Annotated in this window: 9 protein-coding genes; 5 read left to right on the forward strand and 4 right to left on the reverse strand. The window is 68.7% G+C overall.

All coding sequences use genetic code 11. From position 1 onward, the window contains the following. Positions 1 to 59: 59 nt before the first annotated feature. From ACFUN8_RS33520 to ACFUN8_RS33530, 3 genes are all read right to left on the reverse strand, one after another. Entirely contained in the window at positions 60 to 1,940 is a 1,881-nt protein-coding gene (locus ACFUN8_RS33520) for a PQQ-binding-like beta-propeller repeat protein (protein ID WP_383646107.1), read from the reverse strand. A gap of 64 nt (positions 1,941 to 2,004) precedes the next feature. Next, positions 2,005 to 3,825 (reverse strand): PQQ-binding-like beta-propeller repeat protein, encoded by a 1,821-nt coding sequence (locus ACFUN8_RS33525; protein WP_383646110.1) that lies wholly within the window; start codon positions 3,823 to 3,825, stop codon positions 2,005 to 2,007. A gap of 259 nt (positions 3,826 to 4,084) precedes the next feature. Then, a complete protein-coding gene (locus ACFUN8_RS33530) occupies positions 4,085 to 5,908 on the reverse strand; it encodes an ABC-F family ATP-binding cassette domain-containing protein (RefSeq protein ID WP_383646113.1) in 1,824 nt (607 codons plus the stop codon). A gap of 271 nt (positions 5,909 to 6,179) precedes the next feature. Between ACFUN8_RS33530 and ACFUN8_RS33535 the strand changes: the two genes are divergently transcribed. The 3 genes from ACFUN8_RS33535 to ACFUN8_RS33545 all read left to right on the forward strand — a co-directional run bounded on the left by ACFUN8_RS33535 (position 6,180) and on the right by ACFUN8_RS33545 (position 12,331). Further along, positions 6,180 to 7,331 (forward strand): PQQ-dependent sugar dehydrogenase, encoded by a 1,152-nt coding sequence (locus ACFUN8_RS33535; protein ID WP_383646116.1) that lies wholly within the window; start codon positions 6,180 to 6,182, stop codon positions 7,329 to 7,331. A 293-nt stretch (positions 7,332 to 7,624) separates the two neighbouring features. After that, a complete protein-coding gene (locus ACFUN8_RS33540) occupies positions 7,625 to 8,764 on the forward strand; it encodes a PQQ-dependent sugar dehydrogenase (protein WP_383646119.1) in 1,140 nt (379 codons plus the stop codon). A 195-nt stretch (positions 8,765 to 8,959) separates the two neighbouring features. Then, a complete protein-coding gene (locus ACFUN8_RS33545; protein WP_383646122.1) occupies positions 8,960 to 12,331 on the forward strand; it encodes a tetratricopeptide repeat protein in 3,372 nt (1,123 codons plus the stop codon). Positions 12,332 to 12,355: 24 nt separating this feature from the next. Here ACFUN8_RS33545 and ACFUN8_RS33550 read toward each other — a convergent pair whose 3' ends face one another. After that, complete coding sequence (locus ACFUN8_RS33550; RefSeq protein WP_383646125.1) at positions 12,356 to 12,784, reverse strand: ATP-binding protein; 429 nt, start codon at positions 12,782 to 12,784, stop codon at positions 12,356 to 12,358. 224 nt (positions 12,785 to 13,008) lie between these two features. On the opposite strand from ACFUN8_RS33550, the gene ACFUN8_RS33555 reads away from it, so the two are divergent. Next, positions 13,009 to 13,857 carry a helix-turn-helix domain-containing protein gene (locus ACFUN8_RS33555; protein WP_383646128.1) on the forward strand — a complete coding sequence of 283 codons (849 nt, stop codon included), beginning with the start codon at positions 13,009 to 13,011 and terminating at the stop codon, positions 13,855 to 13,857. A gap of 10 nt (positions 13,858 to 13,867) precedes the next feature. Continuing rightward, positions 13,868 to 14,068 carry a DUF397 domain-containing protein gene (locus ACFUN8_RS33560; protein ID WP_383646131.1) on the forward strand — a complete coding sequence of 67 codons (201 nt, stop codon included), beginning with the start codon at positions 13,868 to 13,870 and terminating at the stop codon, positions 14,066 to 14,068. The last annotated feature ends 44 nt before the right edge of the window (positions 14,069 to 14,112 follow it).

Raw genomic sequence — 14,112 nt, forward strand, 5'->3', positions numbered from 1 at the left:
GCCGCGTACAGACGGCCCGCCCGGCGATCGGGAACACACACGCGCGCTACAAGCTCACGCTAGTTCGTGGTGAACCCCACCACGAGGTACTCCTTGCGGTCACCGGCGGTGCTCGGCTCGCTGATCAGCGTCTCCGAGGTGTACATCCGGCCGTTGGCGAACCGGACCTCCGCGCCGTCCAGCGAGAAGCTGGTCTCGGCCTCGCGGACCGACTCCTCGCCCGGGTTCTCCATGAGAACCGTCTCCTTGAAGGTCCCGCCGTCGATGGAGACGATCTGTCCGCCCTTGTCGTAGGGCGGCCACTTGTACGCGATGATGTTCGAACCGTCCATGCGCAGCGGGTACATCGCGTAGCGCTCACCCGCGTCGGCCCGGTCCGTCGTGGCCTTGCCGGTCGCGAGGTCGAAGGAGACGATCTCGTTGGTCTGGCCGTAGTCCTCGCCGGTACCCTCGTGCTCCTCGGTCGGCACATAGATCCTGTCGTTGCCGACGGCGAGCTTGCTGCACTGCTCGACCTCGGTGGCCCCGCAGTTGGCCGCGTACTTGTCGCCGTCCACCGGGATCTTGGCGCGCAGCTTGCCGGTCTTCTCGTCGATGGAGAAGAAGTCCGAGATGCTGCTGCCGTCACCGGCGGTGTCGCCGACGTCGGCCGCGACGACGAGCGGCTTGGTGGAGACGACGGACACGTACTCGACGCCGGCGGGCAGCTTGAACTCGGAGATCGGCGACCCGTCGGACGGCTTCAGGTTCTGGACGATGACCGTCGGGTTGTCGTACGAGCCGCACTTGCGGGCCGCGACGAGCCCTTCGCCGCCGCCGTAACCCATGTCGTAGCAGCCGTCGGCCTTGATCTCGGGCTTCCACAGGTTGGCGCCGGAGCCGAGGTCGAAGGCCGCGCCGCCGTCGGTACCGCCGACGGCGACGGTCGTACCGCTGAGGGTGACCTCGCGGAAGGCGGCCTTGTCGTCACCGGCGTTGCCGCCCGTGACCGACTTGGTCCACAGCAGCTTGCCCAGGGCGAGGTCGATCGCGCCGACCTCGGTGCACTGGACGTACTTCTCCTTGGCGGTCGGCTTGCTCGCGGCGAAGACGACGGCCGTCTTGTTGTCCTCGGTGGCGTGGCGCGAGGCGGCGCAGACCTGGCCGGGCAGCGGGATGGTCCAGAGCTGTTTGCCGGTGTCGGGCTCGTAGGCGACGATCTGGTTCACACCGGTCTTGATGTACGCCTTGTCGGTGATCCACGAGCCGGACACGTCGGTGATGTCGCCGACCTTGGGCTGCGGCAGCTGGAAGGCGACCTTCGACTTGGTGTTGGCCGGGGGCTTCTCCTTGCCGCCGCCGAGGGACTTGTCGTCCTGGCCGTCCTTCTTGGTGTCCTTGGAGTCGGACGTCTTGGCCTGGTCGTCCTTGTCACCGTCGCCGGAGGCGAAGTAGACGCCACCGCCGACGATCAGGACGACGGCGACCACCGCGGCGATGATGATCTGCGCCTGCGTGCTGATCTTCTTGCCGCCGCCGGGCGTACCGGGGCCGCCCTGGCCGGGCTGGACGTACGGCTGGCCCGGCTGGGTGTACGGCTGGCCGGGCTGGGTGTACGGCTGGCCGGGCTGCTGCGGGTAGCCGTACTGGGGCTGGCCCTGCTGCGGGTACCCGTACTGCGGCTGTCCCGTCGGCTGGGTCGGCGGCTGCTGCGAGTGGCCGTATCCCGGCTGTCCGGGGGGCTGCTGCGGCGGCTGGCCCTGCTGCGGATAGCCGTACTGCGGCTGTCCGGGAGGCTGTTGCGGGTAGCCGTAACCGGGCTGCTCGGGCGGCGGTGTCGGGGCGCCGAACCCGCCAGGGGGCGGCTCGGTCGGGGCGCCGAAGCCACCGGCGGGTGGCTCCTGCGGCTTGCCGAACCCGCCCTGCGGGGGTTCGTTGGGCGGCTGGGGCGGCTGCGTCATGGCGTGCTTACCTCGGAGAGATGAGTGTGCGTACGGAGCGGGAGAGAAGGAGAGACACGGCGCGTCACTTGCCGAACGCCATCATGGTCTTCGTCTCCATCTCCGCCTTGTCGTCGGTGGCGCTGACCCGGCTGCTGGTCACGTAGAACCGCCCGCCCACGTAGTCCAGTTCGGAGTCGTAGAAGGAGTTCTCGATCTCGGAGGTGGACTCCGGGTTCTGGAGCAGCACCTTCGGGGCGCCTCCGGTGGGCGCCAGGGTCGCGATGGCGCCGCCCTTGTCGTACGCCGGCTCGAAGTAGAGGACCACGTTCGCGCCCTCCATCCGCAGCGGCGTCATGACGCGCTCGGCCGGGGCCTTGGCGCGCCACTTGGCCTTGCCGTTGGCGAGGTTGAAGGCGACGACCTCGTTGGTGCCCTTCGATCCGGTCTCGCTGGGCTGCGTCGCCATGTAGAAGGTGTTGGCGTCGGCGGCGACGCCGGTGCAGCCGTCCAGGTTGGCGCCGAACACGATGAAGCTGCCACCGCAGTTGGGCTGGAACTTGTCCTTGCCGCCGTCGATCTGGGACCGCACGGTGCCGTTGTCGTTGAGCGCGACGATGGCCCAGGACTTCTTGTCCGGCTCGGTCAGCGACAGGACGATCGGGTTGCTCGAATAGACCTTGTCGAGTTCCCAGTTGGTCTTGAGCTTGTACGTCCAACGGGCCTTGCCGGTGGTCGGGTCCAGCTCCTGCACCTGGTTCTGCTGCTTGTCGATGTCACCGCCGGGGCACGACTCGGCGGCGATCATCCGGGGGCCGCTCGCGACGGCGTTGGGCTGGCAGTTGCCGGGCACCTTGTCGAAGAGCGCCTTGCCGTCGCTCATCCGGAAGGCGTTGACGTGGCCGGTGCGGGCCGCGGAGACGGTGTCGCCGTTGATGGAGAGGGTGATGTCGGACAGGAAGTCGAAGTTGCCCTGCTGCTTCAGCTCCTGCTTCCAGCCGCCCTTGCCGGTCTTGAGGTCGATCTCCTGGAGGACGGAGCAGTCGGACTTCTCCGAGACACCGTCCTTGATCCCGAGAACGATCCTGCCGTCGTCCGTGGACGTCGACGGGGCCGCGCACACCTCGGCGGGCAGGGTGAGGGTCCACTTCTGCTTGCCGTCCGCGGCGCTGTAGCCGGCGATCTTCTTGTACATGGCCTTGACGACGACATCGCCGGCGAACCACGGGCCGTACACGTCGGCGCCGTTCTTCGGCAGGTCGACGTCGTTCTTCTGGAGCCACAGGACCTTCGACTCGCCGTCCTTGCGCCCGGCGTTGAGGTCGTCCTGCGCGTCGCGCCCGCCGCCGGTGCCGTCGCCGTCGTCCGGGGTGGACTCGCCGGTGGGCTTGGCGTCCTTGTCCTTGCTGACGTTCTTCTTGCCGCCGCTGTCGTCGTCACCGCCGGCGAAGAACCAGGTGCCGCCGCCGATGACGAGCAGCCCCGCGACGGCCGCCGCGATGACGACACCGGGCTTGCGCTTGAAGAAGCTGCCGCCGCCGTTGCCGCCCGGGGGCGGGGTGGGCGCGCCGGGGAACTGCTGGGGCGGGTAGCCCCCGCCACCGCCGTACGGGTTGGGCTGCTGGCCGTACGGTCCCGGCTGGTTGTAAGGGCCGGGCTGCTGGCCGTAGGGACCCGGCTGGTTGTACGGGCCGGGCTGGCCCTGCGGCGGCTGCTGCCCGTACGGGCCGGGCTGGTTGTACGGCCCCGGCTGGTCCGGCTGGCCCGGCGGCTGGCCGGGGACGGGCGGCGTCTGCGGGTAGCCGTACTGCGGCTGCCCTTGCGGCGGCCCCTGCGGGTACCCGTATCCCGGCTGTTGGCCCGGCTGCTGTCCCGGCGGCGGTGGCTGGCTGGGCGGCTGGGTCATCAGCGCTTCCCCCTTGTCGTACGGTCCTTCGTCCGATCGGTCTCCCCCGCTATTCCTGCTGGCTGGAAATCGGCTGTCGTTCGTGTCAGCCGGGGCCACCGGAATGGAGCGATTCGGGCTTGGGAATCCGCAGTGTCACGTCAGTCGAGCGGGCCTTCTTTGTATCACTCGCACCCCTGTACGGGAGGGGCCGGTCCGCCCCTGTTCCCAAGGGAGGACCGGCCCGTGATGCTGTCGTTACGAGGTCTGTACCGGACCTCTACGCGTCCTCGGCCAGCTCCATCCAGCGCATCTCCAACTCGTCGCGCTGCGCGACGAGTTCACGGAGTTCACTGTCGAGTTTCGCCACCTTGTCAAAGTCCGTGGCGCTTTCGGCGATCTGTCCGTGAAGGGTGGTCTCGCGGGTCGACATCTTGTCGAGTTGCCGCTCGATCCGCTGGAGTTCCTTCTTCGCGGCGCGGTTGTCCTTCGCCGACGCGGCGGGCGCGGCGGCCGGCGCGGGTGCTCCGCCGGAGCGCGCCGGGGCGGACGCCGGAGGCGCCGACTCGACGACCTTGCGCCGCCGTTCCAGGTACTCGTCGATACCGCGCGGCAGATGACGCAGGGCGGCGTCGCCGAGGAGCGCGTACACCTTGTCCGTGGTCCGCTCGATGAAGAACCGGTCGTGGCTGATGACGACCATCGAACCGGGCCAGCCGTCGAGGAGGTCTTCGAGCTGGGTGAGCGTCTCGATGTCGAGGTCGTTCGTCGGCTCGTCCAGGAACAGCACGTTGGGCTCGTCCATCAGCAGCCGCAGGATCTGCAGCCTGCGCCGCTCACCGCCGGACAGGTCACCGACGGGCGTCCACTGCTTGTCCTTGCTGAAGCCGAACTGCTCGCAGAGCTGCCCGGCGGTCATCTCCCGTCCCGTACCGAGGTCGACCCGGTCGCGCACCTGCTGCACGGCCTCCAACACCCGGAGCGTGGGCTTGAGTTCGCTGACCTCCTGGGACAGATACGCCAGCTTGACGGTCCGGCCGACGATCACCTTCCCGGCCTCGGGCTGGACGTCGCCCTGTGTACGGGCCGCCTCGGCGAGCGCGCGCAGCAGGGACGTCTTGCCCGCGCCGTTGACGCCGACGAGGCCGATGCGGTCGCCGGGGCCGAGCTGCCAGGTCAGATGCTTGAGCAGCACCTTCGGCCCGGCCTGGACGGTGACGTCCTCCAGGTCGAAGACCGTCTTGCCGAGGCGCGCGTTGGCGAACTTCATCAGCGACGAGGTGTCGCGGGGCGGCGGCACGTCCGCGATCAGTTCGTTGGCGGCCTCGATGCGGTAGCGCGGCTTGGAGGTACGGGCCGGCGGGCCGCGCCGCAGCCACGCCAGCTCCTTGCGCACCAGGTTCTGCCGCTTGGACTCCTCGGTGGCGGCGATGCGCTCGCGCTCGGCGCGGGCGAAGACGTAGTCGGAGTAGCCACCCTCGTACTCGTGCACCGCGCCGCGCTGCACGTCCCACATCCGCGTACAGACCTGGTCCAGGAACCACCGGTCGTGCGTCACGACGACGAGGGCGGAGCGGCGCTCGCGCAGATGCCGGGCCAGCCAGGAGATGCCCTCGACGTCGAGATGGTTGGTCGGCTCGTCGAGGATGATCACGTCCTGCTCGGCGATGAGCAGCTTCGCGAGGGCGATCCGGCGCCGCTCGCCACCGGACAGCGGCCCGATGACGGTGTCGAGCCCCTGCGGGAACCCGGCCATGTCGAGCCCGCCGAACAGCCCGGTGAGGACGTCCCGGATCTTGGCGTTGCCGGCCCACTCGTGGTCGGCGAGATCCCCGATGACCTCGTGCCGGACGGTGGCCTCGGGATCGAGCGAGTCGTGCTGCGTGAGCACCCCGAGCCGGAGCCCGCCACTGTGCGTGACCCGCCCGGTGTCGGCCTCCTCCAGCTTGGCGAGCATCCGGATGAGGGTGGTCTTGCCGTCCCCGTTCCGCCCGACGACCCCGATCCGGTCCCCCTCGGAGACGCCGAGAGAGACACCGTCGAGCAGCGCACGGGTGCCGTACACCTTGGTGACTGCCTCGACATTGACCAGATTGACGGCCATTTCACTCCTGCTACGGGACGGATGGATCGACTGCCCAGGGTAGTCGGCGCGGGAGGCGGTCCGGGTGGTGGGCCGGGCGGGCGGTCGGGTGGTGGGCGAGGCGGCGAACGGACCGGCGCATTGGTCTAGTCCAAGCACTCCTGTCTCTGTATTCTCATCCGTGACCGGCAGCACACAAATCCTTCACCCAGGTTGCGCGCCGGCGCGGGCGACGCCCACCCAACACTGCCCAAGCAGCCGGGTCCCCCATTCGCCGCCTCTAGGAGTCACGGTGAAAGTTCGCACCAGAAGCTCGGCGATCATCGGCACCATCTCTCTCATCGCCGCCTCCCTCGCACTGACCACGGCCTCCGCCGACGAGCCTCGCGGCCCGCGTCCGGCGGCCGAAGTGGCGCTCACGGAAGTGGCCAAGGCCCAGAACCCCATCGCCGGCACCGCCGGGCCGCGTGGCACGGTCTGGATCGCCGAACGCGCGGGCACCGTAAGGGTCCTGACCGGCCAAGGACTCAGCGCGCCCGTGCTCGACATCTCCGCCGACACCACCACCGACGGCGAACGCGGCCTGCTGGGCGTGGCGTTCGACAAGAACTTCGCGCACTTCTACATCTCTTACACGGACCTCGAAGGCACCAGCACCGTCGACGAGATCGCCCTGCGGAACGGCAAGCTCCAGCCGCAGACCCGGCGCACCGTCATCACCCAGACCCAGCCGTACGAGAACCACAACGGCGGCGACATCAAGTTCGGCCCCGACGGCTACCTCTACATCGCACTCGGCGACGGCGGCTCCGGCGGCGACCCGCACGGCAACGGCCAGAAGCTCGACACCCTGCTCGGCAAGATCCTGCGGATCGACCCGGCCGGCGGCAAGTACAGCGGCAAGCCCTACACGATCCCGAAGAGCAACCCGTTCGTGAACGACCCCAACGCCAAGGACGAGATCTGGGCGTACGGGCTCCGCAACCCCTGGCGGTTCTCCTTCGACTCCGGCACGGGCGACATGCTGATCGCCGACGTCGGCCAGAGCGACTGGGAGGAGATCGACTGGGCCTCGGCGAAGAGCAAGGGCGGCGAGAACTACGGCTGGGCCTCCATGGAGGGCACCCATCCCTTCCGGGGCGGCACGGAGCCCGCGAACCACACACCCCCGGTCTACGAGTACGACCGCACCGGCCTGGGCTGCTCGGTCACGGGCGGTTTCGTCTACCGGGGCAAGGCGATCCCGGCCCTCAAGGGCCAGTACGTGTACAGCGACTACTGCGACGGCACGGTGCGCACCCTGAAGCTGAAGAACGGCAAGGTGACCGGCCAGAGCGACCTCGGCGTCACCAACGGCGAGGTCATCTCCTTCGTGCAGGGCGGCGACGGCGAGCTGTACGTGCTCGCGATCGGCGGCAGCGTCTCCCGTATCGACCCCGCGTAGAACCCGCGTAACCCCTACTCAGGTCAGGCCCGGTGCCGCGCTCGCGGCACCGGGCCGTCCCATGGGTAGAGGCAGGGCGGCGGCGGCAAGTCGGCGGACGTCGAATCGGCCGAGGTAAATGGACGGGTATTGGTCTAGGCCAGACCACACCTGTCTCTGTATCCTCACCCGTGACCAGTAGCACTCAATCCCCCCACCCAGGTTGCGTGCTGGCACGGGCGACGCCCCCTACAACTGCGCACAGCTCCGCCCGAGCAGCCGGGTCCCCCCACTCGCCGCCTCTAGGAGTCACGGTGAAAGTTCGCACCAGAAGCTCGGCGATCATCGGCACCATCTGCCTCATCGGCACCCTGGCCCTGGGCCCGGCCTCCGCCGACGAGCCCACCGCCGCCGCCCCACAGCAGGCGTCGGTCGCGCTCACGGAAGTGGCCACCGCCCAGAATCCTGTCGCCGGCGCCGCCGGCCCCGGCGACACCGTCTGGATCGCCGAACGCGCGGGCACCGTACGGGTCTTGACCGACCAGGGCCTCGGCGAGCCCGTCCTCGACATCTCCGCCGAGACCACCACCGACGGCGAACGCGGCCTGCTGGGCATCGCGTTCGACAACGAACTGGCGCACTTCTACATCTCGTTCACGAATCTCGAAGGCACCAGCACGATCGACGAGTTCGCGGTACAGGACGGCGCGATCCAGCCGGACACCCGGCGCACCGTCCTCACCCAGACGCAGCCGTTCGAGAACCACAACGGCGGCGACATCAAGTTCGGCCCCGACGGCTATCTCTACATCGCGTTTGGCGACGGCGGTTCGGGCGGCGACCCGCAGGGCAACGGCCAGAACCTCGACACCCTGCTCGGCAAGATCCTGCGGATCGACCCGGCCGGCGCCGAGCCGTACGCCGTCCCGGCGGACAACCCGTTCGTGAGCGACCCCAACGCGAAGGACGAGATCTGGTCGTACGGGCTCCGCAACCCGTGGCGCTTCTCCTTCGACTCCGCCACGGGCGACATGCTGATCGGTGATGTCGGCCAGAGCGAGTGGGAAGAGATCGACTGGGCCTCCGGGGACAGCAAGGGCGGCGAGAACTACGGCTGGGCCTCCATGGAGGGCAACCACCCCTTCCGCGGCGGCACCGAGCCCGCGAACCACGTCCCGCCGGTCCACGAGTACGACCGCAACGGCCTGGGCTGCTCGGTCACCGGCGGCTTCGTCTACCGAGGAGACGCGATCCCCGATCTCCAGGGGCAGTACGTCTACAGCGACTACTGCGACGGCACGCTCCGCACCCTGACGATCGAGAACGGTGCCGTGACCGGCCAGGGCGACCTGGGAGTCAACGGCGGCGAGGTCATCTCCTTCGTCCAGGACGGCGACGGCGAGCTGTACGCGCTGGGCCTCGGCGGCAGCATCTCCCGCGTCGACCCCGCGTAACCCTTCCTCATGTCAGGCCCGGTGCCGCGGTCTCGGCACCGGGCCTGACGCGCGCTCCGGCGCGTCGACCCGGTCGGGGGTACCGGCCGTCCAGGTGACGCGACATCATGAACCCTCATCCAGGGGGTGGTTGGTGTGGCCGTGCGCAGGCCGTCTCGGCAGGAGATCAATCGGCGTGGCGGGAGTGCGGGGTTCGTGGGGCGCCGTGGGGAACTGGCGGTGTTCCGGGAGACGTTCGCGCGCAATCCCGAGGAGGTCGACTTCCCCTATCTGTTCCATGTGCACGGCAACGGCGGGGTGGGGAAGTCGACGCTCGTGCACCAGTGGGAGGCGACCGCGCGTGAGCAGACGTCGGTGGTCACCGCCTTCGTGGACGACGAGGTGCACGACGCGCTCGAAGCGATGGAGACGGTCAGCGCCTGGCTGGGCCGGCAGGGACATCCGCTGAAGAAGTTCGACAAACAGCTCGCCACCTACCGGCAGCGCCGTCACCAGGCGGAGAGCACAGCACCCGCGCAGCAACCGGCCGCCGGGGAAGCGGGCTCCGGGGAGCCCGTACCGGCATCGCCGTCGAGCATGGTCGCGGCACAGGTGGGCCTGGCGGGGCTGGGGATGCTGCCGGTGGTGGGGGCGTTCGCCGGAGCGATGGATCCGGGACAGGTCGCGCTCGGGGCGGACCGGATGCGGGCGATGCTGAACACACGGCTGCGCAATCACGATGACGTACAACTCGTGATGAAGCCGTTGGCGGGCCTGACGCCGGTGTTCCTGGAGGATCTGGCGGAGGTGGCGGAGCGGTGCGAGCGGGTGGTGCTGTTCTTCGACGTGTACGAGCGGACCGGCCCGGTCCTGGACGCCTGGTTGCAGAGCATCATCTTCACCGAGGACCACGGCACCCTGCCGGTCAACGCGCAGATCGTGCTGTCCGGCCGGTCGCAGTTGGAACCCCGCGTCTGGGGAGACCACTTGGGCCAGGTCGTCGAGGTGGGCCTGGACGTGTTCACCGAGGACGAAGCACGCACGCTGCTCGCCGCTCGCGGAGTCACCAGCGAGCAGAACGTCGAACTGGTCCTGCGTCTGTCAGGGCGGCTGCCGCTCCTGGTCGACATGCTCGCCCGCGGCGGCCGGAACGCCGACGAGACCGTCATCGACCGCTCCGAGACCGCGGTCGAGAGATTCCTCAAATGGGAACCGGACACCGAGCGCCGCAAAGCCGCGCGGGCCTGCGCACTGCCCCTCCAACTCGACGAGGACATCTACCGGGTCGCCGCCCCCGACTCCACGGCCGACGGCTACCCATGGCTTCGCGCCCTGGCCTTCGTCTCCCACCAGGCCGGCCGCTGCCGCTACCACGACGTCGTCCGCGACACGATGCTCCGCCTGCAACGCACCCAGTCGCCCACCCAATGGCAGCAGCAGCACACCCACCTGGCCGACGCCTTCGAGCAATGGCGCCGAGCTGTCGAAGCCGGCCTGGGCACGGACGCCGACACCCACGCGTACTGGGACGACGCCACCTGGCGCGAACACCGCCTCAACGAGACCTACCACCGCCTGTGCGCGGCCCCCCGCACCGCACTGCCCGACGCCCTCCTGCAGACCGTCCACGCGATCGACCACGACCTGACCACGCTGCGCCGCTGGGCCCAGGTCCTCGGCCAGGCGGGCCGCGACGCCGACTCGCCTGTGCTCGGCACGTGGGGCCAACGCCTCGAGACCACGGCGGAACAGGAAGGGGCGAGTATCGCCGTACTGACGGCGCTGCTCACCGCCCCTGAGCTGGACGCCGCCGCCCGCGCACTGGCCCGCCTGGTCCGCGCGCGCGACCACCGATTCGCGGGGGACTACGACGACGCCTTGGCCGACTACGCGACGGTCTACGGACTGGCCCCCGATTCCGCACGGCTCTACGCGGGCCGCGGGGAGACCTACCGGCTCATGGCCCGCTACGAGGAAGCCCTCACCGACCTCAACCACGCCGTCGAACTCGACCCCGAACTGGACTGGGCCATCTCCAGCCGCGGGGAGACCTACCAATCGCTGGGCCGCTACGAAGAATCGCTGACCGACCTCAGCCGCGCGATCGAGATCAACCCCAACTCGGCCTGGGCCATCGCCAACCGCGGCGAGACCTACCGGCTCATGGGCCGCTACGACGAAGCCCTCACCGACCTCAACCACGGCGTCGAAATGGACTCCGACTACGCGTGGGCCATCGCCGGCCGAGGCATGACCTACGAATCCCTGGGCCGCTACGAGGAAGCCCTCACCGACCTCAACCGCGCCATCGAAATGGACCCGGAATACGCGTGGGCCATCGCCGGCCGAGGCAAGACGTACCAGTCCCTGGACCGCTACGACGAAGCCCTCACCGACCTCACGCGCGCCATCGAACTCAACCCCGAACTGGGCTGGGCCATCGCCGACCGAGGTGAGAACCACCGGCTCATGGGCCGTTACGACGAAGCCCTCGCCGACTTCAACCGCGCCATCGCAAATGCCCCCCGCTACGCGTGGGCCATCGCCAGCCGAGGCCAGACCTACCAATCCCTGAACCGCCACGAAGAAGCCCTCACCGACCTCAACCACGCCATCGAACTCAACCCCGAACTGGGCTGGGCCATCGCCGAGCGCGGTCTGAACCACCGAGTGGCGAAACGCTACGACGAAGCCCTCACCGACCTCACGCGCGCCATCGAAACCATGCCCAACTCGGCCTGGGCCATCGCCAACCGCGGCGAGACCTACCGACTCAAGGAGCGTTACGAGGAAGCCCTCGCCGACTTCGACCGCGCCATCGAACTCACCCCCGACTACACGTGGGCCATCGCCAGCCGAGGCCAGACCCACCAATCCCTGAACCGCCACGAAGAAGCCGTCACCGACCTCACCCGCGCCATCGAACTCACCCCCGACTACACGTGGGCCATCGTCAGCCGAGGCGAGAGCTACCAATCCCTGGGCCGCCACGACGCGGCCCTCGCCGACTTCACCCGCGCCATCGAACTCACCCCCGACTCCGCGTGGGCCATCTGCCACCGAGGCGAGAACTACCGGCTCATGGGCCGTTACGACGAAGCCCTCACCGACCTCAACCACGCCATCGAAATGGACCCCGACTACGCCTGGGCCATCGCCGACCGAGGCCAGACCTACCAATCCCTGGCCCGCTACGACGAAGCCCTGACCGACTTCAGCCGCGTCATCGAACTCGACCCTACGAACGGCTGGGCCTTCCACGAACGGGCATTGACCCTTCACGCCTCCGGACGCGGCGACGGCGGCCCCGACTTCGTCCGGGCCATCGAGTTCTTCACTAGGGATGCCCAAGAACCCGGCGACCGCGGTGTGAACGGCAGAGGAAATCTCGTCGTCGGCCTGTGCGCCGTGGCCCGCTGGGAGGAAGCGGAAGACGCCCTTTCCGCGTTCCTGGAGTCCCCGCCTCCCCGCGGCGACGTTGTTGACCTGATCGCCGATCTCGACCAGTTGACGCGGATGACAGCCTCCGACCACGAGCCGGTGACCCGCTACCGGTCGCGGCTTGTGCAAGCGCTGGGCGGCACTTGAGCTGTCCGCGAGGCCCATGCCCCCTCAGCGAGCAAGGGTGAACCAGACGGCCTTGTACGTGGGCACGCACCCGCCGTAGATGGTGAGCCCCCAGGCACGGGCCAGACTCTCGACGAGCCGTAACCCCTGCCCGTCCTCCTGTACGACTCCGGTGCTCCCCCCACCGGGCACGGGCAGCGCCCAGGGGTTGCTGTCGCAGACGTACACGGTGGCCTGCTTCCGATTGACGACGGCCTCGACCCGGATCTGCCGGGTACGAGTGTGCCGATGAGCGTTGGTGACCAACTCGGTGACGCAGAGCCGGGCGTCGTCCACGAGGGGTTCGTAGCCGCTGACGTGGAGAAGCGTGCTGACGAAGTCCCGGGCGAGGCGGGGGGCGTGGGCGGTGTTGGGCACGGTCAGTCGGTAGCTCTCGCCGCCGTGGTGTTGGGGGGTAGGGCTCACTGGGGGCATGTCGGGGTCTCCCTGTGCCGGTGGCTGGGGGGGGTGCGCAACCCGCCGTACGTGGCAACGGCCGCTGAAGCGGCTGCACTTCGGACCGGCAAGCTCGGCGCGATCCAGAACGTAGGGCACAACAGTGGGACGGCGCAACAGTGTGACGGCAGTCGCACTCGGACGGGTGGACCGGTGACACAGTGGGACGGCACACTCATACGCACCAGAAGAGGGAGGGGTCCATGCCGCCGAGGGCCTATCCGACAGCCCGGCAGAAGCGGGTGGGGACCGAGCTGCGAAAGCTGCGCGAACGGGCAGGAATGTCCGGAAGCCAGCTCGCGGCTTTCCTGGGCGGGGAACGAGCCCAGGTCAGCCACCTGGAGTCCGGCAGGTACGGGGTCAGCGCGGAACGCGTGCGGCGCATCGCCGCGCATTGCTCGGCGACGGACAAACACTTGGTCGACGCGCTCGCCGGCATGGCCGAGGAACGCGGTAAGGGGTGGTGGGAGGAGTACCGGGGGATCCTGTCACCGGGATTCCTCGATCTCGCGGAACTGGAACATCACGCCCTGTATCTGCGGGCCATTGAGATGCTCTACATCCCTGGCCTCCTCCAGACGGAGGCTTACGCCCGCGAGTTGTTCACGAGTGGCATCTCAAGCCTGCCGAAGTCGGAGATCAACGCTCGCGTGGAGCACCGCACGAGGCGTCGCGAAATCTTCGACCGCCCGAACCCGCCGAAGTTCGAGGCGTTCATCCACGAAGCGGCTCTCCGCATGAGGTACGGCCCGGCCGAGATTGTCCGAGCCCAGCTCGATTTTCTGCACGAAGTCTCGCTGTGGCCAAGCGTGACCATCCACGTCATCCCTTTCGACGCGCAGATGACGGGATCGATCCACCCGATGCTTTACGCGGGTGCCGCGATCCCACAACTGGACACCGTTCAGGTCGACAGCGCTTTCGACGCCGGATTTCTGGACGCCGAGGCGCAACTCGCCAAGTACCGGGCGCTCCTCGACTCAGTCGCCGCCATTTCACTCGGCACCGAGGAGTCGACCAAATTCATCCAACGCATCGCACAAGAAATGTGAGTCAAGCGGCATGACCGACCACATCATTTGGCAGAAGTCATCCTTCTCGGGGGCCGACGACAATCAGAACTGCGTCGAACTGGCCCACGCCGACGGCCAGATCCTCCTCCGCGAGAGCGACGTACCGGACACGATCGTCACCACGAGTCCCGAGAAGCTGCGCGCCTTCCTACTCGGCGTCAAAGCCGGCGAGTTCGACCACCTGATCTGACGAACCCGGCATCGCGAACGCCCTCCGCCTCTACAGGCGGAGGG

The sequence above is a fragment of the Streptomyces sp. NPDC057307 genome, from assembly GCF_042667665.1.
Taxonomy (GTDB): domain Bacteria; phylum Actinomycetota; class Actinomycetes; order Streptomycetales; family Streptomycetaceae; genus Streptomyces.

Coding starts and splice junctions, on each gene's coding strand:
- ACFUN8_RS33550 (WP_383646125.1), bottom strand. CDS start 12,784: ATGCCCCCAGTGAGCCCTACCCCCCAACACCACGGCGGCGAGAGCTAC.
- ACFUN8_RS33555 (WP_383646128.1), top strand. CDS start 13,009: ATGCCGCCGAGGGCCTATCCGACAGCCCGGCAGAAGCGGGTGGGGACC.
- ACFUN8_RS33530 (WP_383646113.1), bottom strand. CDS start 5,908: ATGGCCGTCAATCTGGTCAATGTCGAGGCAGTCACCAAGGTGTACGGC.
- ACFUN8_RS33560 (WP_383646131.1), top strand. CDS start 13,868: ATGACCGACCACATCATTTGGCAGAAGTCATCCTTCTCGGGGGCCGAC.
- ACFUN8_RS33525 (WP_383646110.1), bottom strand. CDS start 3,825: ATGACCCAGCCGCCCAGCCAGCCACCGCCGCCGGGACAGCAGCCGGGC.
- ACFUN8_RS33520 (WP_383646107.1), bottom strand. CDS start 1,940: ATGACGCAGCCGCCCCAGCCGCCCAACGAACCCCCGCAGGGCGGGTTC.